We start from the raw sequence: 22529 nt of genomic DNA, 5'->3' as shown, positions 1-22529 counted from the left end.
CGCTGCGGCTGACGAAATGGGGTAAAAAAGTGTACGCGAGGCGCAAGGAAACGGTGGAGAGAAGCTTCGCGGACGCGAAACAGCATCACGGTCACCGGTATGCACGGTTCCGTGGCCTGATGAAAGTGCAGATGCAGTGTCTGCTGGCGGCGACAGCGCAGAATATGAAGAAGTTGGCGCTTCTGGCGCTTTTTTACTGGCTGTTAATGGTGCAGAAAGGGCAGTCAGGAAGACCCGTAACGTCATCAGGATGGCAAAACGCCATGATGGGGTGATAAGCGAAAAAAATCGCGATCGCGACCTGTGGTCGCTACAAAAGAAGAACCCCATGCAAAAATATGGGGTTCGTCAGCAATCTGAAAGCGCCTTTAGGGCGCTTTTTTACACTGGTGGGTCGTGCAGGATGACTCGCTTTGCTCGCCCTTCGGGCCGTCGCCGCGGGCGGCTCCGTTGTCTTCACTTCGTTCGACCCGAACCTGCTGCAGGTTCGAATCTTATCTATCACAGATAGCAAAAAAGCGCCTTTAGGGCGCTTTTTTACACTGGTGGGTCGTGCAGGATTCGAACCTGCGACCAATTGATTAAAAGTCAACTGCTCTACCAACTGAGCTAACGACCCGAAGTGGTGGGTGATGACGGGATCGAACCGCCGACCCCCTCCTTGTAAGGGAGGTGCTCTCCCGGCTGAGCTAATCACCCACTTCAGTACTTCATTTTGCAAGAAATTTCGCTGGCGAGAAAGTGGTGGGTGATGACGGGATCGAACCGCCGACCCCCTCCTTGTAAGGGAGGTGCTCTCCCAGCTGAGCTAATCACCCACTTCTCAATTTCTTGCTTTAATCCTCATTTTTCACGTTATTACATCGACTTTCTTTATTTACTCCAATCGCTTACTTTATGTAAGTTCAACAGAGTTATTCAGTTGCCGCTTGACCACAACGCAAAATATAGTGGATTACACGGCGGAGACTACGTGAAGTAGTTGGTGGGTGATGACGGGTTCGAACCGCCGACCCCCTCCTTGTAAGGGAGGTGCTCTCCCAGCTGAGCTAATCACCCCCGCTGTGTGGAGTCGCATTATAGGGAGAGTTGAAAATGAGTCAACGCCTTTTCTAAATAATTTTTTTGTTCGTCGTAAAATTAAACAAAACGATTGCCATGCCATCTATGGCGCATGATTTATAAACAAAAAGATAAAGCGTGACGTTGAAATGGTAACAACATTGAGGAATCAGCCCACGGTGTTAGAATATTCGTCCATAAAATCTAACGAACACTGCCGCGTGTCGGCATCTTTATCAAACGTAAGGCCAATTCATGAAAATCAAAACTCGTTTCGCGCCTAGTCCGACAGGCTATCTACATGTTGGCGGTGCGCGTACTGCTCTCTATTCCTGGCTTTTTGCACGTCACCACGGCGGTGAGTTTGTGCTGCGTATTGAAGACACCGATCTTGAGCGCTCAACGCCAGAAGCCATTGAAGCCATTATGGATGGTATGAACTGGCTGAACCTGGAATGGGATGAAGGTCCGTATTTTCAGACCAAACGTTTTGATCGCTACAATGCCGTGATTGATGAAATGCTGGAGGCGGGCACTGCCTATAAATGCTATTGCTCCAAAGCGCGTCTGGACGCGCTGCGTGAAGAGCAAATGGCAAAAGGCGAAAAACCGCGTTATGACGGTCGTTGTCGCCATGGTCACGAACATCATGCTGATGACGAGCCTTATGTTGTGCGTTTTGCCAATCCAGAAGAAGGCTCCGTTATTTTTGACGATCAGATCCGTGGCCCTATCGAATTCAGTAATCAGGAACTGGACGATTTGATCATCCGTCGTACCGATGGTTCCCCGACCTACAACTTCTGTGTGGTGGTTGATGACTGGGATATGGCGATTACCCACGTGATTCGCGGCGAAGATCATATCAATAATACTCCGCGTCAGATCAATATCCTGAAAGCATTGAACGCGCCGGTGCCGGTTTATGCTCACGTCTCTATGATCAACGGCGATGACGGTAAAAAACTCTCCAAGCGCCACGGCGCGGTGAGCGTAATGCAGTATCGTGATGATGGCTATTTGCCGGAAGCGCTGTTGAATTATCTGGTGCGTCTGGGATGGTCCAGCGGCGACCAGGAGATTTTTTCGCGTGAAGAGATGATCAAACTGTTTAGTCTGAGCGCAGTGAGTAAATCGGCGAGCGCGTTCAATACTGAAAAACTGCAGTGGCTGAACCATCACTATATTAATTCGCTGGCGCCGGAATATGTAGCGACGCATCTGCAATGGCACATTGAGCAGGAAAATATCGATACCCGTAACGGTCCGCAGTTGGCTGAGCTGGTGACATTGCTGGGCGAGCGCTGCAAGACGCTGAAAGAGATGGCGGCAAGCTGCCGTTATTTCTACGAAGACTTTGCTGAATTTGATGCCGATGCGGCGAAAAAACATCTGCGACCGGTTGCTCGTCAGCCGCTGGAAGTGGTGCGCGATAAGCTCGTCGCCATCAGTGACTGGACGGCAGAGAATGTTCACCATGCGATCCAGGCGACGGCGGATGAACTGGACGTCGGTATGGGGAAAGTCGGTATGCCGTTGCGCGTAGCCGTCACGGGAGCGGGCCAGTCTCCGGCACTTGATGTAACCGTCCACGCGATCGGTAAATCGCGTAGCATAGAGCGTATTAATAAAGCGCTGGCCTTTATTGCCGGGCGTGAAAGCCAGCAGTCCTGATTCAGATAAGAGATACAGTAAAGCGGCGGAGTTATTCCCGCCGCTTTTTTAGCTATTATTCCGCCCCAGTAATACCAAGCCGGGATAAAAATCCGCTGATCCCCTCGCGCACCAGAAGATCGCGCAACTGTAACTGTTCTGACCGGGACATAAGGTGCAGCGTTTCGACGATTTGACGTCTGACCGCGTCTGCATCATTAACGAAGTAGTTAACGGGCGCTTCTGCAAGCTGGTTGTCAATGGTCAATCCCCGGAATTCCTTACTATTTGCCAGATAATCAATTACCGCCTGATCGATAACAATCAGACGAGCGCGCCCGCCTTTAATGCCTGGTATGGTTTCTGTTCGCCATTTTTGCTCTCTGGCCCAGCGGTTGATTGTTTGTCGGGTAAGTTTAAGGCCTTTAGCGAGCTCCGCTGCCGTCATTTTGTCTTTGAGTTTCATCATGATGTGACTTACTGGTCGCGAATACCCAGCCGATTGAGCAACCCGCTGATCCCTTCACGAAGCAGCAGCGACATCAACTGTTTTTGCTCTCCCGGCGTCATCTCTTTACTCAGGGTAAGCAGCAGCGATTCCAGATTGTTATCGGCGGGAGAATAGGGGACTGGATTCTCAGCCACGCGTTGTGCGCTGCGAATAAACTCGCGAACTTGTTCATTGACATGTACGAGACGCGCCTTTCCGCCCTGCACGCCAGGGCGCGGAGATGTTTGCCACCCCTCTTTGCGGACCCATTTGTTAATTGTTTGCCGACTGAAACCAGTCAGATGCGCTATTTCTTCAGGTGTCATTCGTTCCTTGAGCATACTATTTCCTGAGTAAATATATGGGAATTAGTTGTACATGTTATAGCATCCTTTTAGAGGAAAGGGTGACATGTTTGGCTTTTGGCTGCGATAATGCTCGCAATGTCAGCCGTTTGTCTGCTTTTTCAGCGATCAAAGGGTCGAGGTTGATTTTGCCGTTGACACCTGGCGAAGGAATTCATATTATGCCGCCCGTCAACACGACACGCTTTACGTTACGGGGCTATAGCTCAGCTGGGAGAGCGCTTGCATGGCATGCAAGAGGTCAGCGGTTCGATCCCGCTTAGCTCCACCAAAACCTGCACCCATCAGGTTTGGTTCGTAAAGAGTTTCTTCGGGGCTATAGCTCAGCTGGGAGAGCGCTTGCATGGCATGCAAGAGGTCAGCGGTTCGATCCCGCTTAGCTCCACCAAATTTCAATTCTCCCGTTGTTTCCGCAAAATATTCCATAATAAATGAATACGCTAAGCTGAGCGCTTCATCGTTAACGCGCTTGCAACTTGACCTGGATGCGTCCCCCTACGATGACTCCTTTGCTAGTCGCTGCGTGATGCATCACCTCCATGAAATGCGCTCTTAAGAGGCGTCGTCCGTGCATTCAGATCTGCTCCGACAGTTTTGTCGCTCACCACGGTTACTGACTCATACCCGCTCCAGGGAAGGCATTCAGTGGACCCCCAATGCATCTCGAATGATTTTTTGTCCATAACAGGCATATCCCTTAGCGAAAGGTAATTTCAGATTTTTTCTCGATTTAATATCTTGCCTGCCATTATTAAGCAGCATAATATTTGTTCATATAGATGTTATGCTGAGCGAGTTAATAACAACAATAATGATTAACTATTCTGCTGTTAAAATTAAAAGAACTTTGCTGGCGTTATTGATCTGTTTTATTACTATCCCTCTTTCCAGATTTATTTCCCCACAAATTTTCCTTGGTGAGAATCAACTCTATCTGGTGTGGTTACCGTTGAGCGCCATGTATTCACTCCTTTTTATATTTGGTCGGTATGCTGTTGTACCATTGATTATCACGTTTGCAATCGATAATACCCTGATTGTCGGTCTGGCGTTACCGCAGGCGATGATTTTGTTGTTTTGCCAGCTCATCCCGGTTCTTGTTTCCTGCGCGATTATTCGCTTTCAGTCTGGAAGACGCTGGCGCAGCGGCCTGAGGGGGAAGCATTGGGGCATGCGGATTTTTTGGGCCGGTTTCTTCGCCCCGCTGTTGTTGAAAGGTAGCATGTATGTGGTGGGGCAATTTTTCTCGTTTCCAGTGGCAATGTCTGGTTATTTCGGCCATATATCGATAATCTACACAATTATCGATATACAAAGTCTGATTAGTGCGGGATTAATTTTTACGGCGCTGTTCTATTATCCATTACGGATGATTATCAGTCCGCGATATGCACGTGTATTTTGGCGCAATCATTGCCAGCCGTGTCTGGCGTATGGGCATAGAATATTTACGTTGTACTGGTTTATTGCCCTGGCCACCATATTATTTGTGCTTTGTACGCCTTATATTTCTGATTTGATTGCAGGTTATTTAGTTCCTCTTATTTTTATTTTGTACTTCGTAGGTATTGGGCGTCTGGGACAGACGCTGATTCGCATTTTATGGTCCATATCAGCATTTTTACTCGTTGTTTATCATCCGAATTTTTTACATGGGGTAAGCATTGAGTATTCACTAGCATTTGTTCTTTCCGTGTTAATTTCGTTTACTGTCTGTTTGTTTTATATGGCAGATATCTATGCACGTAGCGAGAGGATGAGGATTAGATGGCGTGAGCAGGCTGGGGAAACCTCTCGCGTAGGGGCATTGAATATGGGGCAGGGACAAATTCCCGAGCGCTCAAGCGAACAGCTTCATCTGCTCAGACAGGTTGAACACGCCATTAATAAAGGCTCGTTGCTGCTATATGCTCAGCCTATTCAGAATGCAAGTGGAGAAGGTTATTACGAGATACTCTGTCGGATGCGCTGCGGTAACGCCATCATCATGCCGCAGCAGTTTATTCCACTGGTTAGCCGGTTCAACCTGAGCCAGCGTTTTGATATGCAGGTGCTGGAAGCGTTATGCCGCGTCCTGCATCACTATCCGGGTAAGCATTTTTCGGTCAACCTGCTGCCTCACACATTGATGCAACAAGATAGCGCGGCGCAAATTATCATGCTGTTTAAACGTTACAACCTGGCGCCGGGGACGATAACCATTGAGGTGACCGAAGAGCAGGTATTTTCTGATATTGAAATCAGTATGTATAACATCCAACAGTTACGAAATTTCGGCTGCAGTATCGCTATTGATGACTTTGGCACCGGCTACGCCAACTATGAGCGCCTGAAAAATTTACAGGCTGATATTGTAAAAATAGACGGTTGCTTTGTGCGTGATATCGCAACCGATCCGCTAGATGTCATTATGGTTAAATCCATTATTGAAATGGCGAAGGCTAAAAATATGAAGGTGGTTGCGGAGTATGTCGAAACCCAGGAGCAGAGAACCCGGCTTTTGCAATTAGGCGTCGATTATTTACAGGGATATCTGATTGGTAAACCGCAACCCTTGAGTGAATTGCGGGTATGAAAAAGCCGGGGCTTGCCCGGCTTCGCAATACAGGTTGCTAATTACAGCACCAGGGCGGCGATAGACGCAGAGAGCACGCTCACCAGCGTCGAACCATAGACCAGTTTCAGGCCGAAACGGGAAACCACGTTACCTTGTTCCTCGTTCAATCCTTTAATCGCCCCCGCGATAATGCCGATAGAGGAGAAGTTGGCGAAGGAGACCAGGAAGATAGAAAGGATGCCTTCCGCACGTGGAGAGAGCGTAGCGGCAATTTTCTGCAGATCCATCATCGCGACGAATTCGTTAGAAACCAGTTTGGTTGCCATAATACTCCCTACCTGCAGCGCTTCGCCCGCAGGTACGCCCATTACCCATGCGATCGGATAGAAGATGTAGCCAAGGATCCCCTGGAAGGAGATACTGTAGCCGAACCAGCCGGTCACGGTGGCGAACAGGGCGTTCAGCGCAGCAATCAGCGCGATGAAACCGATCAACATTGCAGCGACGATAATCGCCACTTTAAAACCCGCCAGGATGTACTCGCCCAGCATTTCGAAGAAACTTTGTCCTTCATGGAGATTGGACATCTGCAGGTTTTCTTCACTTTCGTCCACGCGATACGGGTTAATGAGCGACAGAACGATGAAAGTACTGAACATGTTGAGCACCAGCGCCGCCACAACGTATTTCGGCTGCAGCATGGTCATGTACGCGCCCACGATAGACATAGAGACGGTCGACATCGCTGTCGCTGCCATTGTGTACATGCGGTTGCGGGACATTTTCCCAAGAATATCTTTATAGGCGATGAAGTTTTCCGACTGGCCCAGAATCAGCGAGCTGACCGCATTGAAGGATTCCAGTTTACCCATGCCGTTGATTTTGGACAGTACGGTGCCAATTGCGCGAATGATAATCGGCAGGACACGAATATGTTGCAAAATACCGATCAGCGCGGAGATGAAAACGATGGGGCACAACACTTTCAGGAAGAAGAAAGCCAGGCCTTTATCGTTCATGCTGCCGAAGACGAAGTTTGTCCCTTCGTTGGCAAAACCGAGGAGTTTTTCAAACATCCCGGCGAAGCCTTGTACAAAACCCAGACCAATATCAGAGTTCAGGAAGAACCAGGCCAGTAACACTTCAATGACAAGCAGTTGAATGACGTAACGTACACGAATCTGATTACGGTTGTGGCTGACCAACAGGGCCAGAATGGCAACCACTACGATCGCGAGAATAAAATGCAGGACGCGGTCCATATTTGCTCCAAACATGAGGCAGGTTAAATTTCTGTGCACATTTTATGTAACAGTTTAAAAGAAAACGAGATGCAGAGCACATTATTGCAAGGATATGTGAAGAAGGGAAAGAATAGTGATCGATCATTGATTTTTGTTATGTTGCGTAAAGGTTTTAAAAGTTGCACCGATGTACTATTCTGATGACGGTGAGATAAAGCAACGTTTATCAACCTCAGTTTTCCGTTATTGGCCCGCTATTGCTCCCCCCTATCACAGTAATCATTATCACCTTTACAAATGAACTTGATAATCATTCGCACTTTGATAGCATGAAACATAGCAAAGGCTATATTTTCAGAGGCAGAAAATGACAAGCAGTCGCGTTGAGAATAGCAGTGGTCGCGCAGCGCGCAAGATTAAGCTCGCCCTGATGGGGCCTGCGTTCATTGCTGCCATTGGCTATATCGATCCGGGTAATTTCGCCACCAATATCCAGGCCGGGGCCAGCTTTGGTTATCAACTTCTGTGGGTTGTGGTCTGGGCAAATCTGATGGCGATGCTGATTCAGGTCATGTCGGCAAAGCTGGGTATTGCCACCGGTAAAAATCTGGCGGAGCAAATTCGTGATCACTATCCGCGTCCGGTGGTGTGGTTTTACTGGGTGCAGGCGGAAATCATCGCCATGGCCACCGACCTTGCTGAGTTTGTCGGTGCGGCCATTGGATTTAAGATGGTGTTCGGCGTGTCATTACTTCAGGGTGCCGTATTGACAGGGATTGCGACCTTCCTGATTCTGATGTTACAGCGTCGTGGTCAAAAACCGCTGGAAAAAGCGATCGGTGGACTGCTGCTGTTTGTCGCCGCGGCATATGTGGTCGAACTCATCTTCTCTCAACCGGCGATGGCGCCGCTGGCGAAGGGGATGCTTATTCCGTCGCTGCCGACCCAGGAAGCGGTTTTTCTTGCCGCCGGGGTGTTGGGGGCGACGATCATGCCGCATGTTATCTACCTGCATTCTTCGCTAACTCAGGATTTGCGCGGCGGGACGCGTAAAGAACGCTACAACGCCACGCGCTGGGATGTGGCGGTTGCCATGACTATCGCTGGTTTTGTTAACCTGGCGATGATGGCGACCGCTGCCGCGGCCTTTCATTTCAGCGGCCACAGCGGTATTGCCGACCTCGATCAGGCTTACCTGACTCTGGAACCTTTGTTGAGTCAGGCGGCGGCGACCATCTTTGGCCTTAGTCTGATGGCCGCCGGTTTGTCGTCCACTGTGGTGGGGACGCTGGCGGGGCAGGTGGTCATGCAAGGTTTTATCCGCTTCCATATACCACTCTGGTTTCGCCGGACGGTGACGATGCTGCCGTCATTTATTGTCATCCTGATGGGACTGGATCCGACACGCATTCTGGTTATGAGCCAGGTATTACTGAGTTTCGGTATCGCTCTGGCGCTGGTGCCGCTGCTTATCTTCACCAGCAATTCGCAGCTGATGGGCGACTTAGTTAATGCCCGTTGGCTGAAACTGCTGGGATGGACGATCGTCGCGATCGTGGTGGTGCTCAACGGTTGGCTGATTGTCGGCACGATATCTGGTTAGTCTTGACATCCTCCCCGCCCTAAAGGGCGAGGATTCCTACAGCGTTCAGACCGTAGCCTGACTCGCCTCGGTGGGTTCCTGCTTCAACGGGCGGTCTGACTGCACCCTCCCTCCACAGGCAAGCACGGCATGTCCAGCCGCTAAGATGTTACGTGCCCCATTGATATCGGCATTTTCGATATATCCGCATTCAAGGCACTCAAATTTACTTTGTAACTGGCGATTTTCTTTCGCTGTATGACCACAGCAGGCACACCGCTGACTGGTATATGCCGGAGGGACTGCCAACACCTGACCGCCGCGCCAAAGCTGCTTGTATTCAAGTTGACGGCGCATTTCGTACCAGCCCTGATCCAGTATCGAACGGTTCAAACCTGATTTGGCTTTGACGTTTCGCCCGTGCTGTTCTGACGTACCTTTTGCCGATTTCGACATGTTACTGACCTTCAAGTCCTCAATGACGATCATTGCGTGATTTTTGCTGATTTCAGTGGTGACTTTGTGAAGGTAGTTCCGCCGGATATTGGCAATGTGCGAATGAAGACGCTGGATTTTTCGCTTCTGTTTCTGCCAGTTTGCGCTGAACTTTTCTTTGCGGCTTAATTGTCGCTGGAGCATTGCCAGCTTACGCTGGCTTGCTTTAAAGCTGTTGACGGGCTGATATACCGTGCCATCTGAAAGTGTGGCGAGTTTTGTGACTCCGGCATCCAGTCCGACCATTGACTCTGCGTTGTGAACCGGATCAGCCACTTCGTATTCTGTCTGGATACTGACGTACCATTTGCCGCATGACTGGCTGACCGTGACGTTTTTCACTTCACCAATGACTTCACGGCTGTTGCGATAGCGTATCCACCCTAACTTTGGCAACGATATTCGATTGTTGGGCTGATCGAGCTTCACGCCCTGCGGGTAGCGGAATGCGTCATTTTGACCCCGTTTTTTGAAGCGGGGGAAAGCAGCCCGTTTCTGAAAGAAATTTTTGTAGGCTCGCTCAAGGTCTTTCAGTGATTGCTGTAACGGCTGTGATGGGGCTTTTTTCAGCCATTGTGTCTCTGTGTCAGATTTCCACTCAATGAGCCATGAAGCCATCTTTGTATAGAGAATGTATTTGTTCCCTGCTTCGCGATTCTCATTCTGAAGTGCTAACGCCCGATTGAAAACAAAACGACAAGCCCCAGCGAAGCGCAACATATCACGCTCCTGCTGACCATTTGGTCTTAACTGGAATTTAAAAGCTTGTAGGCGTTTCATTTCACCTATTATACTTTGGTCTATGAAAAATGAAACCGATATTCGCCGTGGCAGACATTGTGTATTCCTGATGCATGTTCATTTGGTCTTTGTCACAAAATACAGGCGAAAAATATTTGATCAGGATGCGATTGAAAAACTGCGTAGCTACTTTGCCAGCGTCTGTGCTGATTTTGATGTTGAGTTGGTTGAGATGGACGGAGAATGCGATCACGTGCATTTACTGATCAACTACCCGCCAAAGATCGCAGTATCAAATCTGGTTAACAGCCTCAAAGGAGTTTCGAGTCGATTGCTTCGACGGGATCGTCCTGACATTGCGCAGCGTTATTACTACAAAGGGGTTCTTTGGACACCAAGTTATTTCGCAGGGAGTTGTGGTGGTGCACCAATATCCATTATTCGCCAGTACATTGAGCAACAGGAAACACCTGGCTAGTTTAAAAACCACGCCTTATATCCCCGCCCTGAAGGATGTAATGCCGATCAGTTAAGGATCGGTTGACCGATCCAGTGGCTGTGTAAAAATCCGGAAATGCTCACCCGTTTCCGGATTTTTTTATGCACATTGGACAGGCCCTTGATCTGGTATCCCGTTACGATTCCCTGCGTAACCCACTGACTTCTCTGGGAGATTATCTCGACCCGGAACTCATCTCTCGCTGTCTTGAAGAGTCCGGCACGGTCACCCTGCGCAAACGCCGTCTGCCGCTGGAAATGATGGTCTGGTGCATCGTCGGCATGGCGCTTGAACGTAAGGAACCCCTTCACCAGATCGTGAACCGGCTGGATATCATGCTGCCGGGCAGTCGCCCCTTTGTCGCACCCAGCGCAGTGATCCAGGCCCGTCAGCGGCTGGGCAGCGAGGCCGTCCGCCGTGTGTTCACGCAAACAGCGCAGCTCTGGCATAACACCACACCGCATCCGCACTGGTGTGGCCTGACCCTGCTGGCCATCGATGGTGTGTTCTGGCGAACACCGGATACGCCTGAAAACGATGCCGCCTTCCCCCGCCAGACTCATGGCGGGAACCCGGCACTCTACCCGCAGGTCAAAATGGTCTGTCAGATGGAGCTGACCAGCCATCTGCTGACGGCAGCAGCCTTCGGTACGATGAAAAACAGCGAAAATGAGCTTGCTGAGCAGCTTATAGAGCAGACCGGCGATAACACCCTGACGTTAATGGATAAAGGTTATTACTCACTGGGACTGTTAAATGCCTGGAGCCAGGCGGGAGAACACCGCCACTGGATGATCCCGCTCAGAAAAGGTGCGCAGTATGAAGAGATCAGAAAACTGGGCAAGGGTGACCACCTGGTCACGCTGAAAACCAGTCCACAGGCCCGAAAAAAGTGGCCGGGTCTGGGGAATGAGATGACCGCGCGACTGCTGACCGTGACGCGCAAAGGAAAAGTCTACCATCTTCTGACGTCGATGACGGACGCCATGCGTTATCCCGGAGGAGAAATGGCAGACCTGTACAGCCATCGCTGGGAAATAGAGCTGGGATACAGGGAGATAAAACAGACGATGCAGCTGAGCAGGCTGACGCTGAGAAGTAAAAAGCCGGCGCTTGTGGAGCAGGAACTGTGGGGTGTCTTACTGGCTTATAATCTGGTGAGATATCAGATGATTAAGATGGCGGGACATCTGAAAGGATACTGGCCGAATCAGCTGAGCTTCTCAGAATCATGTGGAATGGTGATGAGAATGCTGATGACGTTGCAGGGCGCTTCACCGGGCCGTATCCCGGAGCTGATGCGTGATCTGGAGAGTATGGGGCAGTTGGTAAAATTACCGACAAGAAGGGAAAGGGCCTTCCCGAGAGTGGTAAAGGAAAGGCCATGGAGATACCCCACAGCCTCTAAAAAGGGCCAGTCAGTTGCTTAACTGACAGGCATTACGCCCTGAAGGATGGGGTTTTACGGCGCTACAGATAAAATATAGAGTGGGGAACCATCTGGTTCCCCTCTGAGTGCTGACACACCTCAGACGTAAGAAAAATGGCAGAGGATGCCTTTGCGATTAAGGATGCCAGCGATCCCCTGGCCCATCTTCCCAGCCGCCGCGTCGGTTATGGCGATCGTTCCAGCCTTCACGATATCCACGCTCGTAAGCCGCGCGTTTATCCCAGCCACGATGCCAGCCATTGTCGTGGCGATACCAGCGGTTATTGCGCCATTCATAGTGTCTGCGCCAGTAATCTCGGTCACGCCAGCCGTGGCCGTCCCAGTAATGGCCATAATTGTCGCGATCGCCGATTTGCAATTTTATTGATGGCAACAGGGTGATTTCCCCGGCATTTACAGCCCATGGGGCCGAAGCCAGTAGCACCGTAGCCAGAATCAGTGACCTGAACATACTCTTCTCCTTCACGATCGGGGCCATTATTGGCCTTTGCCCGGATATTACGGAGCGGTAAAGCTCCGTCGCATCGGGGGACTCTTAAATCGTTAGTGGGAGCACGTTTTGTTAAGTTAACGTATAGATGGCGACAACGTTCGCCCGCTTTTTGCCCGTTTCGTTCTGGAGATCCGCAGCCCTGGTATCGCGCTGAAATCTGCTATCGTAAACAGCGAAATCATCGTGTTTAGTTATTGCGCCGTCTGGCGAGCATCAGCGGTTTTCCGGCCAGTAGCAGCCAGGCCGGAAGCATAACGATACACAGCAACGGGAGTAGGGTGGCATCCGGCACCACGACGGCGGCCATAAACAAGCTCAACCAGCCATCACGCGTCACCACCAGCATCAGTCCGAGAATCGCGCAGGAGACGGTGATTGCGGCCGGGACCGCATTCACATGCGTATGCAGCATCAGGCCGAGTGCGACGCCGACGAACACCGCCGGGAATATTCGACCGCCCCGAAAGCCGCTGGCGGCAGCCACCACCAGCGCCGCCAGCTTGACCAGAGCAATAAGCAGTAAATCGTTGGCGGTTAATGTCTGGTTAAAAACCAACTGGTGCATTTCATCCAGCCCTGTAAACAGTGTGACAGGTCCGCCAATGACGCCAAGTACCCCCAATAAAAAGCCGCCGATACCCAGGGCCAGTATCGGATTTTTCAGGGTTTGCATTAGCGCGTGTAAACGCGGCAAGCACCAGACGCCGACCATACCGACGGCAATCGCAATAAGCGTAACGACGGCGCCGCTAAAAATGTCTACGAGGTGCAGCCGAGAGTAAGCGGGAATGGGCAGTGAAAAGCGGGGGTGAAAAAATAACATTGTGGTTAAAGAACCCGCTGATGCGGCGAGCAGCGGGGCAAATAACCTGTCCCATAATGGCACATCGTTGTCGCTATTCAGCGTTTGCGCAAAGATGAGCGCTGCGGCCACCGGGACGCCAAACAGCGCGCCGATCGTGCCGGATGCCGCGAGGATCGTCCAGTCCAGCGTGCTGACGCGCGGGAATAAGCGGCTACCCGTCGCGACCACCAGCGCGATATTGAGCACCATAATCGGATGTTCGGGTCCGAGGCTAACGCCACCGGCAAGGCCTAATACCAGCGCAGCGAGTACGCCCGGCAGCGCGCTGGTGCTGACGGGGGCGCCAATTAATGACTCTGTTGCCGGGTCTGGCCCCGCGTGACCGGGGCTAAAACGGACCAACAGGCCGACGGCGATGCCGGTAGCGGTGAGGAGGGCTATCGTCCAGAATGGGCTACTGGCAGGGATACCTAAGCTTCCGGGCAGGCTGAACCACAGAATATTCTGTAATACCGACGCCATTTTCATCACCGCAATCAATACCAGACCGCAAGCGATACCAATAATGATTGCAGGTATCGATAGCAATAGCATCGTTCGGGCACGTGGATGCAACATGAAACGTATCCTTTTGAGTTGGCTTTGACGCTGCGAGGGCATCGACACCAATAAGGCTGAAACGATAAAGTAAAGACAGAGCCTGGTGATTGTGCAGAGAGCACCCTGCACAATATTTCACAAATTACAGTTCAACTGTGACTCATGTCGCTAAACCAGGGGCACTTATGCGTTGGTCATTGTTGTTAAGACGTCATAAATTTACAGTGTGCCAAAATAATTATTTTGACTTTAGCGGAGCCGTAACGGAATGACAAAATTTGCTTTAGTAGGCGATGTTGGCGGAACCAATGCCCGTCTGGCATTGTGTGATATCGCGAGCGGGGAGATCTCCGGCGCCAGGACTTATTCCGGGCTCGATTATCCAGATCTTGAAGCCGTTATTCGGGTCTATCTGGCAGAGCATGATGTCAAGGTGGAGGACGGCTGCATCGCTATCGCCTGCCCGATCACCGGGGATTGGGTGGCGATGACTAACCACAGCTGGGCCTTTTCCATCGCGGAGATGAAAAAGCGCCTGGGGTTCTCGCATCTGGAAATCATTAACGATTTCACCGCGGTGTCGATGGCGATTCCGATGCTGAAAGCGGAACATCTGATTCAGTTTGGCGGTACGGCGCCGGTAGAAGGTAAACCTATTGCTGTCTATGGTGCGGGCACCGGGCTGGGCGTAGCCCATCTGGTGCATGTGGATAAGCGCTGGGTGAGCCTGCCGGGTGAGGGCGGCCATGTTGATTTCGCGCCGAATAGCGAAGAAGAGGACATTATTCTGCAGCAGTTGCGTAAAGAGCTGGGGCACGTTTCTGCTGAACGTGTGCTATCCGGCCCGGGGCTGGTGAATCTCTATCATGCGATTGTTAAATCCGATGGGCGTCTGCCGGAAAATCTGCAGCCTAAGGATGTGACCGAGCGCGCACTGGCTGATAGCTGTATTGATTGTCGTCGCGCACTGTCATTGTTTTGCGTCATTATGGGCCGCTTCGGCGGTAATCTGGCGCTGAATCTTGGCACGTTTGGCGGCGTGTATATCGCTGGCGGTATCGTGCCACGCTTCCTCGACTTCTTTAAAGCATCCGGTTTCCGTGGCGGGTTTGAGGATAAGGGCCGTTTTAAAGATTTCGTGCAGGATATCCCGGTGTATTTGATTGTGCACGATAACCCCGGGCTGCTGGGCTCCGGCGCCCACTTGCGTCAGACGTTGGGCCTGGTGCTCTGACGCCGGCTTTGATGCGGGGTTATTTCGCTACAAATGCATGAGCTGGCGAAACTCTTTCACTTTGCTGCGGCTGACCGGAACCTGAAACTCGAGATCCCGAAGCCGCAGAATATAGGTGTTATTAAACCAGGGTTCAATTTCACGAATTTTATCCAGGTTGACGCAATACGAGCGATGGCAGCGGAAGAAGTGCGCAGGCGGGAGTTTGCTGCAAAACTCTGTAATATTCATCGGCATGACGAACGATTCCCGCCGGGTATAGACGAAGGTCATCTTTTCATGCGCTTCCGCGTAGTAAATATCGTGGATGCTGGTGACGATAATTCGTTCATCTTTAATTAAATTGATGGTGTCGTTTTCCCGCGTCGGGTTGGCGACCATCCCGCTACCGACGCTGGTCTGCTGTTGCTGCTGCCAGGCGTTAGTCAGCTTTTTCAGCATATTGATGATGCGCGACTCTTCGTAAGGCTTAAGGATGTAATCGAATGCCTCCAGTTCAAAGGCCTCCACCGCATGCTCTTTCCATGCGGTGATAAAGACGATAAAGGGTTTATGCGCGAACTGGCTGATATTTTGCGCCAGCAGAACGCCATCCAGGGAGGGGATATTGATGTCGAGAAAAATAGCATCGACCTTGTTGTGCTGTAAAAACTTTAGCACATCCAGCCCATCATCAAAGGTGCCGACAATTTCCATTTGACTATGGGTGTTAATCAACCAGGTCAACTCTTGTTGCGCGAGAATCTCATCTTCAACAATAATGACTTTCATTTTATCTCCGCTCATGACTACCGGGATTCCGTCGCCGCCAAAGGCGCATGTTGGTTTGGCACATAGAAAGCAATCTCGGTACCTGGCGTCAGACGTCGGATATGCAGGCCTTCGCCGTACAGTAGTTTGACCCGGTGATGAACATTCAGTAAACCAATTTTGTTACCTGGCATTTCATCGGCCCCCACTCTTGCCACTACTGCCGGATCAATACCATTTCCTGTATCACGAACGCTAATTCGCACCCGATTTCCGCACTCATTAATACCGATGGTGACCACGCCTTTACCTTTGCAGGGTTGGATCCCATGGACAATCGCATTCTCCACCAGTGGCTGGATAAGCAGGCTGGGGATCATACAGTTGACGTCATCATCAATATCATAAATCACCGTCAGCTTATCGCCGAAACGAGCCTGCTCGATGGCGATGTAGTCCTTGATCTGATACAGCTCTCTCTTGATATCTATCTGCTCATCATCTTTTAACTCAATGTTATAGCGTAAATAGCGCGACAAATTAAAAATCAACTGACGCGCGGTGTCGGGATTCAGACGAATCGACGACGAAATCGCGTTCAGGGCGTTAAATAAAAAGTGGGGATTGATTTTGCTTTGCAGCGCGCGCAATTCAGCTTTGTTAGCCATTTCACGAAGTTGTTCGGCACGGGAAACTTCCAGTTGAGTAGAGATAATTTGCGACAGGCCAACCGCCATTTCCTGCAGCGAAGAGGTAATGCGGTGCGCGTGGCAGTAATAGATTTTTAGCGTACCGGTGACGACGCCTTTCTCCCATAGAGGGATGACCAGCATGGAGTGTATTTCCGGCGTTCTGTGGGCTTCATCATTGTTTTTAATAATGATTTTTCCATAGCGAATCGCCTGTTGCGTCGTCGGGCTAATAAAGTCATCGTTATCGCGGTAGTTAATTTCCCCTACGCCAACATAGGCCATAACATGCTGGGTATTGGTCATTGCCACGGCATCGGCATTGATATCACGGCGGATGATGTCGCATACCTGACGCAAGGATTCGCTATTCACGTGGCGAAACAGCGGCAGCGTTTTGTTGGCGATATCAAGCGCCAGTTTTGCCTGACGCGCCGCGCTGGCCTCTTTTTCACCCTCAACGCTCTGTACCAGCAGAATGATAAAGCCGATACAAACGCTGCCGAGGATCATCGGGATACCAATTTTCGACACAATGTCGATCCCCAGCGAGAGCGAAGGCGCCCACAGCACCACCAGGATCATGGTCAACGTCTCGCACAGCATCCCGGCGAGGATCCCGGCTTTCCAGTGTTGCGCTTTAGGGACTTTACGACTGATAAACCCGGAGAGCAGGCCCGCGACAATACTGGTAATAAAGCAGGGTACGGCGGTGACGCCATCGATATCAATGAGATAGCGATGCACGCCGGCAATCATACCCACAATTGCCCCGACCCAGGGGCCGAAAAGGATCCCGCTGGACATCACGGCAATCACTCGCACATTGACCAGCGATCCTTCCACCGGTACGCCAGACCATGTACTGAACAGGGCGAACAGGGAGAAGATAGCGGTTACTGCCAACAGCTCTTTCGGCGTATGCGCGGATTTATGCAGCAATTCACGAAAAAGGCGCAGTCGAATAAGAAAAAAGAGGCAAATCAGCATGAGTGCTGCGCGGTCATAAACCGCCAGCAGCATGTTAAATATTTCGTGCATGGATACGCCGCGTTAATCGCAAGAAAGGGCTATGATAGAAAACCTCGCGGCAGAAGGCCAGCCGCAGGTATGAATAGGGAAATACCCTATAAATAAAAGGGGATTGACGGCAACAAACTGAGATTCAACAGCGTTTGCTGATGACAGGGCGTTTAAGTAAAGCAAAAGATATCAATGTGTTAATTTTTTTCATTGCACACAGGTATCCTGAGATACGTTCTGCCGTATTTAGCCGATTTAATTCCTGTTTTGCCACCGGCAATTATTTTTTATCTCTCCTCTCGACAGCATGAATTTTTTCGGGTTATTTTCTAAACATGCCGCAAGCGCGGCAGCGTCGCTCGGACGGTCCGGGCGCTAACGTTAATCCGAGGAATCTATGGCTGAATTCAGTCCTGAACGCCGTTTCACGCGTATCGATCGTCTCCCCCCGTATGTTTTTAATATCACTGCTGAACTGAAAATGGCTGCGCGTCGCCGTGGCGAAGACATTATCGATTTCAGCATGGGTAACCCTGATGGCGCGACGCCGCCGCATATCGTTGAGAAACTTTGTACTGTTGCCCAGCGGCCCGACACCCACGGTTACTCCACTTCCCGTGGTATCCCGCGCCTGCGCCGTGCGATTTCACGCTGGTATCAGGAGCGTTATAACGTTGATATCGATCCGGAATCGGAAGCGATTGTGACTATTGGTTCGAAAGAGGGGCTGGCGCATCTGATGCTGGCTACCCTGGATCATGGCGATACCGTCCTGGTGCCCAATCCGAGCTATCCGATTCATATTTACGGTGCGGTCATTGCCGGAGCCCAGGTGCGTTCGGTACCGCTGGTTGAGGGCGTGGATTTCTTCAACGAGCTTGAGCGGGCCATTCGTGAAAGTTACCCGAAACCGAAAATGATGATCCTCGGTTTTCCGTCCAACCCCACGTCCCAGTGCGTTGAGCTGGCGTTTTTCGAGAAGGTTGTCGCCCTGGCGAAGCGTTATGACGTGCTGGTGGTGCACGATCTGGCCTATGCCGACATTGTTTACGATGGCTGGAAAGCGCCGTCGATTATGCAGGTCCCTGGCGCGCGCGATGTTGCCGTCGAATTCTTTACGCTTTCGAAAAGCTACAATATGGCAGGCTGGCGCATTGGCTTTATGGTCGGCAACAAAACCCTGGTTAACGCGCTGGCGCGTATAAAAAGCTATCACGATTACGGCACTTTCACGCCTCTGCAGGTGGCGGCAATTGCTGCGCTGGAAGGCGATCAGCAGTGCGTTCGCGATATTGCGGAGCAGTATAAACGCCGCCGCGATGTACTGGTTAAAGGACTACATGAAGCGGGCTGGATGGTGGAGTGTCCGAAGGCTTCGATGTACGTCTGGGCTAAGATCCCGGAGCCATATGCGGCGATGGGGTCACTGGAGTTTGCGAAAAAGCTGCTGCAGGACGCCAAAGTCTGCGTTTCACCGGGTATTGGCTTTGGCGATTATGGCGATACCCATGTGCGCTTTGCTTTAATTGAAAACCGCGATCGTATCCGCCAGGCCGTACGCGGCATTAAATCAATGTTCCGCGCCGATGGGCTTCTTCCCGCGTCGAAATTGACGACTGAAAGCCATGAATAGAAAAACGGGAGCCTGCTGGCTCCCGTTTTTTTACACCGTTATGCTTAGATCATCAGGGCGAACGTACCGGCCCAAACGATGACCATAAAAGAAATGCCCATTAAAAAGTATTTCACGACTCATCACTCCGCGCGCTCAACGAGACGCCTTAAATGAATTTAATTTTCATTACTTACCCAACCAACGCTAACAGCAATGCAACATTTTACTGTCGGCGGTCGTTGCAAATTTTGTGTTCTGACTGGTCCAGATGGCGCTAATGTACGCCTAAAAAATGAGGGAGACAAGGGCCATTTTTTTATTAATTTTTAGTTACTTATAAGTGTCGTGATTCGGCGACACATTAATTTCATTTGGTATTAAATTCACTTTTGGCGACGCTGTTCGACACGAATTCCATGTCATATATAGTCATTTGATTTTGGACTTTTTTCTGCCAAAAAGAGAGTAGTGAAAAACGGACCCTGCGACAGGGAAGGTGCCTGAAGCGAGTTGGTAAATTTGGATATGGCCGCTCTTGCGGACAGCACGCCTGTATTCGGCGGATGTACCTGATGTTTACCGGCATCACTCCGCGTGAGTGATGAGCGGCAATGTCGTTTGCCGGGGAATTTCGCCGTAACTAAGCACAAACATTGTCACTTTGCTCCGCTGTCGCTACCATACCTGGGTGAAACAAGGAATTGCGCCAATGATCGATAAATATTCAACCGTACCCGTCTATTTGCAGCTTGAACAATATCTTATCGGCCAGATTACTTCCGGTTCGCTGAAACCCGGCGACGCAATTCCCTCAGAAAGTGAACTTTGCCAGCAGTTTGCGATATCCCGAATGACCGCGCGAAAAGCAGTGGATTACCTGGTACGTCAGGGCAAAGTGGAGCGTCGTCGGGGTCAGGGAACCTTTGTCGTGCAGACGGGTAAAAATGTGCGCATTTCTCTGCCACTCGACAGGCATCTCTCTTCCAGCGAAGCAACGTTGGGTCTGGATGAACCGGTAGTAAACCGCCTGATTTACCTCGATCGCCAGCCCGCCTCGCGGGATATTGCGGATAAACTGCGTCTTGCTCCTGACAGCGACGTGTGGTTTATGCAACGTCTGCGCCTGCTGGGAGAGATTCCATTTGTCTTCGAGCAATCGTGGATGATTACCGAACCCTTCGACGATTTAAGCGCGGAAGATCTGAATAGCTCTAAATATGCCTATATCAGCCGGAAGGGGTTTACCGTTGCGCGCTCGGAAAAAGAGATCCATGCGGAACTCCCTTCTCAGCAGGTGCGCGACATGCTGGGGATTAAACGCGATGAACCGGTTCTCCATTCCACCTCGCTGGCGTTCCTTCATGACGACATTCCGTTCGAGATCTCTGAAATTTACTATAACCAGCAACACTACCGTTTTACCCTGACCGCCGTACGTCCGTAATCGGATAAAAAGGTTTAACTTTGTGATCCTTGCCGCGTTTTGACTTTGGTGGGCTAGACAACTATACATTGTATCTCGCTATACTCAGTCTCATGTTCAGCCAGTGCCCTAAAGGAAAATAACAATGAGTCGACCGGGTGAGTTTCTACAGGATCTGGGAAAGGCATTAATGATGCCGATTTCCGTGATTGCTGCCGCTGGGATATTTCTCGGCCTGGCAGCGGCATTACAAAATCCGAGCATCGTGGGGGAAGGTATTATTCATGCTGACGTGATGCAGCAGATTATCGGTTTCATCCGTAAAGTTGCCGGGGCATTATTTGGTAATCTGCCGTTACTTTTTGCGATTGCTGCCGCTATTGGCCTGGCGCGGGATGAAAAACCGACGGCCGCATTTGCTGCCGTCATTGGATTTATTACTTTTCACATCGGTGTGAATTACAGCCTGTTGGCGCAAGGTCTTACCCCACAAACAACGTCTGTCGCTGCCTTCATGGAAAAGGGATATAGCCAGACGCAGGCGGTAATGTATTCTGCTGAATTCGCCAATACGTTAGGTATTTTTTCTTATCAGATGAGTGTGCTGGGGGGCGTTATTGCCGGCCTGGTCACCGTTATTCTGCACAATCGCTTTTATACGATTAAACTCCCGGCGGCCATCGCCTATTTTGGTGGCCGCCGTTTTGTTCCTATTATTACTATTATCGTGCTGCCAGTTATTGGTGTGTTAATGTCGTTGGTCTGGCCGATCATTGCTAACGCAATTATCCATCTGGGACAGTTTATTGGTGAATCTGGCCCTTTTGGCACATTTGTTTATGCCTTTACCGAGCGTATTCTGATCCCAACAGGTTTGCACCATATCCTCAACGAGACGGTTCGTTTCACTCCGATAGGTGGCGTGGTGCATGTCAATAATGAAAGCGTGATTGGCGCACTCTCTATCTTCAATTATGCACTGGCCCATCCTGGTGCGCTATCCGATGATATTGTGCGTGAGGCGACTCGCTTTCTGGCGCAAGGGAAAATTCCGGTGATGATGTTTGGTCTCCCTGGGGCGGCACTGGCGATTTATCGCTGTGCGCGACCAGAGCACAAACAACGGGTTAAAGCGTTAATGATGGCGGGGGCGCTGGCCTCTTTCACTACCGGGATCACCGAACCCCTGGAATTCAGCTTTATTTTTGTCTCGCCGCTGCTGTTCTTATTTCATGCCGTGATGACGGGGCTCTCTTTTGCCTGCGCTCAGCTTTTTCAGGTGATGATTGGCAATATACAGGGCGGTTTTATTGATTTTATGGTTTTTGGCGTGTTGGGCGGCGCGAAAACACTCTGGTGGTTTGATTTGTTACTGGGATGTATTTGGGCTCCGGTCTATTACTTCGTCTTCAAATGGATCATTGTGCGCACCAATACCAGAACGCCGGGGCGCGAAGAGGATGAGGCGGTCAACCATTATCGCGTGGAGTCTACGCAGGATAATCTGGTTACGGCAAAAATTATCGCCGGTCTGGGAGGGCGAGAAAATATCCAGAATGTCGACTGCTGCTTCACGCGTTTGCGCGTAAAAATTAAAGATATGCAGAAAATTGACGAAGACATTTTAAAACAAAGCGGCGCCAATGGTTTTATTCGTGCAACCGACACTGATATTCAGGTTATTTACGGTCCGCAGGTGGAAGGGATCGCCAGTGCGGTGAAGCAAAATTTACTTGTTCAACAGACGCAATAAGAGAAC

Annotated in this window: 19 protein-coding genes, 6 tRNA genes and 1 other RNA gene; 12 read left to right on the top strand and 14 right to left on the bottom strand. The window is 50.6% G+C overall.

The annotated features are described in order from the left end of the window. Positions 1 to 275: transposase (locus tag FE839_RS14245; protein WP_171034884.1), on the top strand; the 275-nt coding region annotated here is incomplete at its 5' end. Positions 276 to 387: 112 nt separating this feature from the next. Here the strand turns inward: FE839_RS14245 and FE839_RS14240 are convergent. The 5 genes from FE839_RS14240 to FE839_RS14220 form a co-directional block, all read right to left on the bottom strand. Next, positions 388 to 519, bottom strand: a non-coding RNA gene (locus FE839_RS14240) — RtT sRNA. A gap of 24 nt (positions 520 to 543) precedes the next feature. Then, positions 544 to 619: transfer RNA gene (locus tag FE839_RS14235), tRNA-Lys, on the bottom strand. A 4-nt stretch (positions 620 to 623) separates the two neighbouring features. Next, positions 624 to 699: transfer RNA gene (locus FE839_RS14230), tRNA-Val, on the bottom strand. Between the two features lie 43 nt (positions 700 to 742). Beyond that, positions 743 to 818 (bottom strand) — tRNA-Val (locus tag FE839_RS14225). 165 nt (positions 819 to 983) lie between these two features. Then, a tRNA-Val gene (locus FE839_RS14220) sits at positions 984 to 1059 on the bottom strand. A 258-nt stretch (positions 1060 to 1317) separates the two neighbouring features. On the opposite strand from FE839_RS14220, the gene gltX reads away from it, so the two are divergent. After that, positions 1318 to 2736, top strand: a complete 1419-nt coding sequence (gene gltX, locus FE839_RS14215) for a glutamate--tRNA ligase (protein WP_138361457.1) — start codon at positions 1318 to 1320, stop codon at positions 2734 to 2736. A 55-nt stretch (positions 2737 to 2791) separates the two neighbouring features. On the opposite strand, the gene FE839_RS14210 is transcribed toward gltX, so the two are convergent. Beyond that, positions 2792 to 3184: a YfeC-like transcriptional regulator gene (locus tag FE839_RS14210; RefSeq protein ID WP_138361456.1), complete on the bottom strand. Its 393-nt coding sequence runs from the start codon at positions 3182 to 3184 to the stop codon at positions 2792 to 2794. An 8-nt stretch (positions 3185 to 3192) separates the two neighbouring features. Then, entirely contained in the window at positions 3193 to 3546 is a 354-nt protein-coding gene (locus FE839_RS14205) for a YfeC-like transcriptional regulator (RefSeq protein ID WP_138361455.1), read from the bottom strand. 219 nt (positions 3547 to 3765) lie between these two features. Between FE839_RS14205 and FE839_RS14200 the strand changes: the two genes are divergently transcribed. From FE839_RS14200 to FE839_RS14190, 3 genes are all read left to right on the top strand, one after another. Beyond that, a tRNA-Ala gene (locus FE839_RS14200) sits at positions 3766 to 3841 on the top strand. Between the two features lie 41 nt (positions 3842 to 3882). Beyond that, positions 3883 to 3958: transfer RNA gene (locus FE839_RS14195), tRNA-Ala, on the top strand. A 423-nt stretch (positions 3959 to 4381) separates the two neighbouring features. After that, complete coding sequence (locus FE839_RS14190) at positions 4382 to 6145, top strand: sensor domain-containing phosphodiesterase (RefSeq protein WP_138361454.1); 1764 nt, start codon at positions 4382 to 4384, stop codon at positions 6143 to 6145. Between the two features lie 41 nt (positions 6146 to 6186). Here FE839_RS14190 and FE839_RS14185 read toward each other — a convergent pair whose 3' ends face one another. Continuing rightward, positions 6187 to 7389 (bottom strand): NupC/NupG family nucleoside CNT transporter, encoded by a 1203-nt coding sequence (locus tag FE839_RS14185; RefSeq protein WP_138361453.1) that lies wholly within the window; start codon positions 7387 to 7389, stop codon positions 6187 to 6189. Between the two features lie 349 nt (positions 7390 to 7738). Here FE839_RS14185 and FE839_RS14180 point away from each other — a divergent pair, with 349 nt between their 5' ends. Continuing rightward, a complete protein-coding gene (locus tag FE839_RS14180) occupies positions 7739 to 8974 on the top strand; it encodes an Nramp family divalent metal transporter (protein ID WP_138361452.1) in 1236 nt (411 codons plus the stop codon). 45 nt (positions 8975 to 9019) lie between these two features. On the opposite strand, the gene FE839_RS14175 is transcribed toward FE839_RS14180, so the two are convergent. Then, positions 9020 to 10228 carry an RNA-guided endonuclease InsQ/TnpB family protein gene (locus FE839_RS14175; RefSeq protein WP_138361451.1) on the bottom strand — a complete coding sequence of 403 codons (1209 nt, stop codon included), beginning with the start codon at positions 10226 to 10228 and terminating at the stop codon, positions 9020 to 9022. Between the two features lie 22 nt (positions 10229 to 10250). Here FE839_RS14175 and tnpA point away from each other — a divergent pair, with 22 nt between their 5' ends. Beyond that, the gene (gene tnpA, locus FE839_RS14170) at positions 10251 to 10667 is read left to right on the top strand and encodes an IS200/IS605 family transposase (RefSeq protein ID WP_138361450.1); all 417 of its coding nucleotides are present in this window, start codon (positions 10251 to 10253) and stop codon (positions 10665 to 10667) included. 122 nt (positions 10668 to 10789) lie between these two features. Then, the gene (locus FE839_RS14165) at positions 10790 to 12118 is read left to right on the top strand and encodes an IS4 family transposase (protein WP_138361449.1); all 1329 of its coding nucleotides are present in this window, start codon (positions 10790 to 10792) and stop codon (positions 12116 to 12118) included. A gap of 135 nt (positions 12119 to 12253) precedes the next feature. Here FE839_RS14165 and FE839_RS14160 read toward each other — a convergent pair whose 3' ends face one another. Continuing rightward, a complete protein-coding gene (locus FE839_RS14160) occupies positions 12254 to 12589 on the bottom strand; it encodes a DUF2502 domain-containing protein (protein ID WP_138361448.1) in 336 nt (111 codons plus the stop codon). Between the two features lie 229 nt (positions 12590 to 12818). Beyond that, positions 12819 to 14054, bottom strand: coding sequence for an ion channel protein (locus FE839_RS14155; RefSeq protein ID WP_138361447.1), 1236 nt, complete (start codon positions 14052 to 14054; stop codon positions 12819 to 12821). A gap of 250 nt (positions 14055 to 14304) precedes the next feature. On the opposite strand from FE839_RS14155, the gene glk reads away from it, so the two are divergent. Further along, positions 14305 to 15270 carry a glucokinase gene (gene glk, locus FE839_RS14150; RefSeq protein ID WP_138361446.1) on the top strand — a complete coding sequence of 322 codons (966 nt, stop codon included), beginning with the start codon at positions 14305 to 14307 and terminating at the stop codon, positions 15268 to 15270. 27 nt (positions 15271 to 15297) lie between these two features. On the opposite strand, the gene FE839_RS14145 is transcribed toward glk, so the two are convergent. Continuing rightward, positions 15298 to 16041, bottom strand: a complete 744-nt coding sequence (locus FE839_RS14145) for a LytR/AlgR family response regulator transcription factor (RefSeq protein ID WP_138361445.1) — start codon at positions 16039 to 16041, stop codon at positions 15298 to 15300. A 17-nt stretch (positions 16042 to 16058) separates the two neighbouring features. Further along, complete coding sequence (locus tag FE839_RS14140; protein WP_171034887.1) at positions 16059 to 17732, bottom strand: sensor histidine kinase; 1674 nt, start codon at positions 17730 to 17732, stop codon at positions 16059 to 16061. A gap of 397 nt (positions 17733 to 18129) precedes the next feature. Here FE839_RS14140 and alaC point away from each other — a divergent pair, with 397 nt between their 5' ends. Beyond that, the gene (alaC, locus tag FE839_RS14135; RefSeq protein WP_138361443.1) at positions 18130 to 19365 is read left to right on the top strand and encodes an alanine transaminase; all 1236 of its coding nucleotides are present in this window, start codon (positions 18130 to 18132) and stop codon (positions 19363 to 19365) included. A gap of 44 nt (positions 19366 to 19409) precedes the next feature. Here alaC and ypdK read toward each other — a convergent pair whose 3' ends face one another. Further along, a complete protein-coding gene (ypdK, locus tag FE839_RS14130) occupies positions 19410 to 19481 on the bottom strand; it encodes a membrane protein YpdK (RefSeq protein WP_077777854.1) in 72 nt (23 codons plus the stop codon). 575 nt (positions 19482 to 20056) lie between these two features. On the opposite strand from ypdK, the gene FE839_RS14125 reads away from it, so the two are divergent. Further along, the gene (locus FE839_RS14125) at positions 20057 to 20791 is read left to right on the top strand and encodes a GntR family transcriptional regulator (RefSeq protein ID WP_138361442.1); all 735 of its coding nucleotides are present in this window, start codon (positions 20057 to 20059) and stop codon (positions 20789 to 20791) included. A 124-nt stretch (positions 20792 to 20915) separates the two neighbouring features. After that, positions 20916 to 22523 (top strand): PTS transporter subunit EIIC, encoded by a 1608-nt coding sequence (locus FE839_RS14120; RefSeq protein WP_138361441.1) that lies wholly within the window; start codon positions 20916 to 20918, stop codon positions 22521 to 22523. Positions 22524 to 22529 lie beyond the last annotated feature (6 nt).

This window comes from Klebsiella indica (assembly GCF_005860775.1).
Classification (GTDB): domain Bacteria; phylum Pseudomonadota; class Gammaproteobacteria; order Enterobacterales; family Enterobacteriaceae; genus Klebsiella; species Klebsiella indica.
Note: the sequence above shows the minus strand (reverse complement) of the source record. Positions and strands in the feature narration are given on the sequence as shown.

Coding starts and splice junctions, on each gene's coding strand:
- gltX (WP_138361457.1), top strand. CDS start 1,318: ATGAAAATCAAAACTCGTTTCGCGCCTAGTCCGACAGGCTATCTACAT.
- FE839_RS14210 (WP_138361456.1), bottom strand. CDS start 3,184: ATGATGAAACTCAAAGACAAAATGACGGCAGCGGAGCTCGCTAAAGGC.
- FE839_RS14205 (WP_138361455.1), bottom strand. CDS start 3,546: ATGCTCAAGGAACGAATGACACCTGAAGAAATAGCGCATCTGACTGGT.
- FE839_RS14190 (WP_138361454.1), top strand. CDS start 4,382: ATGATTAACTATTCTGCTGTTAAAATTAAAAGAACTTTGCTGGCGTTA.
- FE839_RS14185 (WP_138361453.1), bottom strand. CDS start 7,389: ATGGACCGCGTCCTGCATTTTATTCTCGCGATCGTAGTGGTTGCCATT.
- FE839_RS14180 (WP_138361452.1), top strand. CDS start 7,739: ATGACAAGCAGTCGCGTTGAGAATAGCAGTGGTCGCGCAGCGCGCAAG.
- FE839_RS14175 (WP_138361451.1), bottom strand. CDS start 10,228: ATGAAACGCCTACAAGCTTTTAAATTCCAGTTAAGACCAAATGGTCAG.
- tnpA (WP_138361450.1), top strand. CDS start 10,251: ATGAAAAATGAAACCGATATTCGCCGTGGCAGACATTGTGTATTCCTG.
- FE839_RS14165 (WP_138361449.1), top strand. CDS start 10,790: ATGCACATTGGACAGGCCCTTGATCTGGTATCCCGTTACGATTCCCTG.
- FE839_RS14160 (WP_138361448.1), bottom strand. CDS start 12,589: ATGTTCAGGTCACTGATTCTGGCTACGGTGCTACTGGCTTCGGCCCCA.
- FE839_RS14155 (WP_138361447.1), bottom strand. CDS start 14,054: ATGTTGCATCCACGTGCCCGAACGATGCTATTGCTATCGATACCTGCA.
- glk (WP_138361446.1), top strand. CDS start 14,305: ATGACAAAATTTGCTTTAGTAGGCGATGTTGGCGGAACCAATGCCCGT.
- FE839_RS14145 (WP_138361445.1), bottom strand. CDS start 16,041: ATGAAAGTCATTATTGTTGAAGATGAGATTCTCGCGCAACAAGAGTTG.
- FE839_RS14140 (WP_171034887.1), bottom strand. CDS start 17,732: ATGCTGCTGGCGGTTTATGACCGCGCAGCACTCATGCTGATTTGCCTC.
- alaC (WP_138361443.1), top strand. CDS start 18,130: ATGGCTGAATTCAGTCCTGAACGCCGTTTCACGCGTATCGATCGTCTC.
- FE839_RS14125 (WP_138361442.1), top strand. CDS start 20,057: ATGATCGATAAATATTCAACCGTACCCGTCTATTTGCAGCTTGAACAA.
- FE839_RS14120 (WP_138361441.1), top strand. CDS start 20,916: ATGAGTCGACCGGGTGAGTTTCTACAGGATCTGGGAAAGGCATTAATG.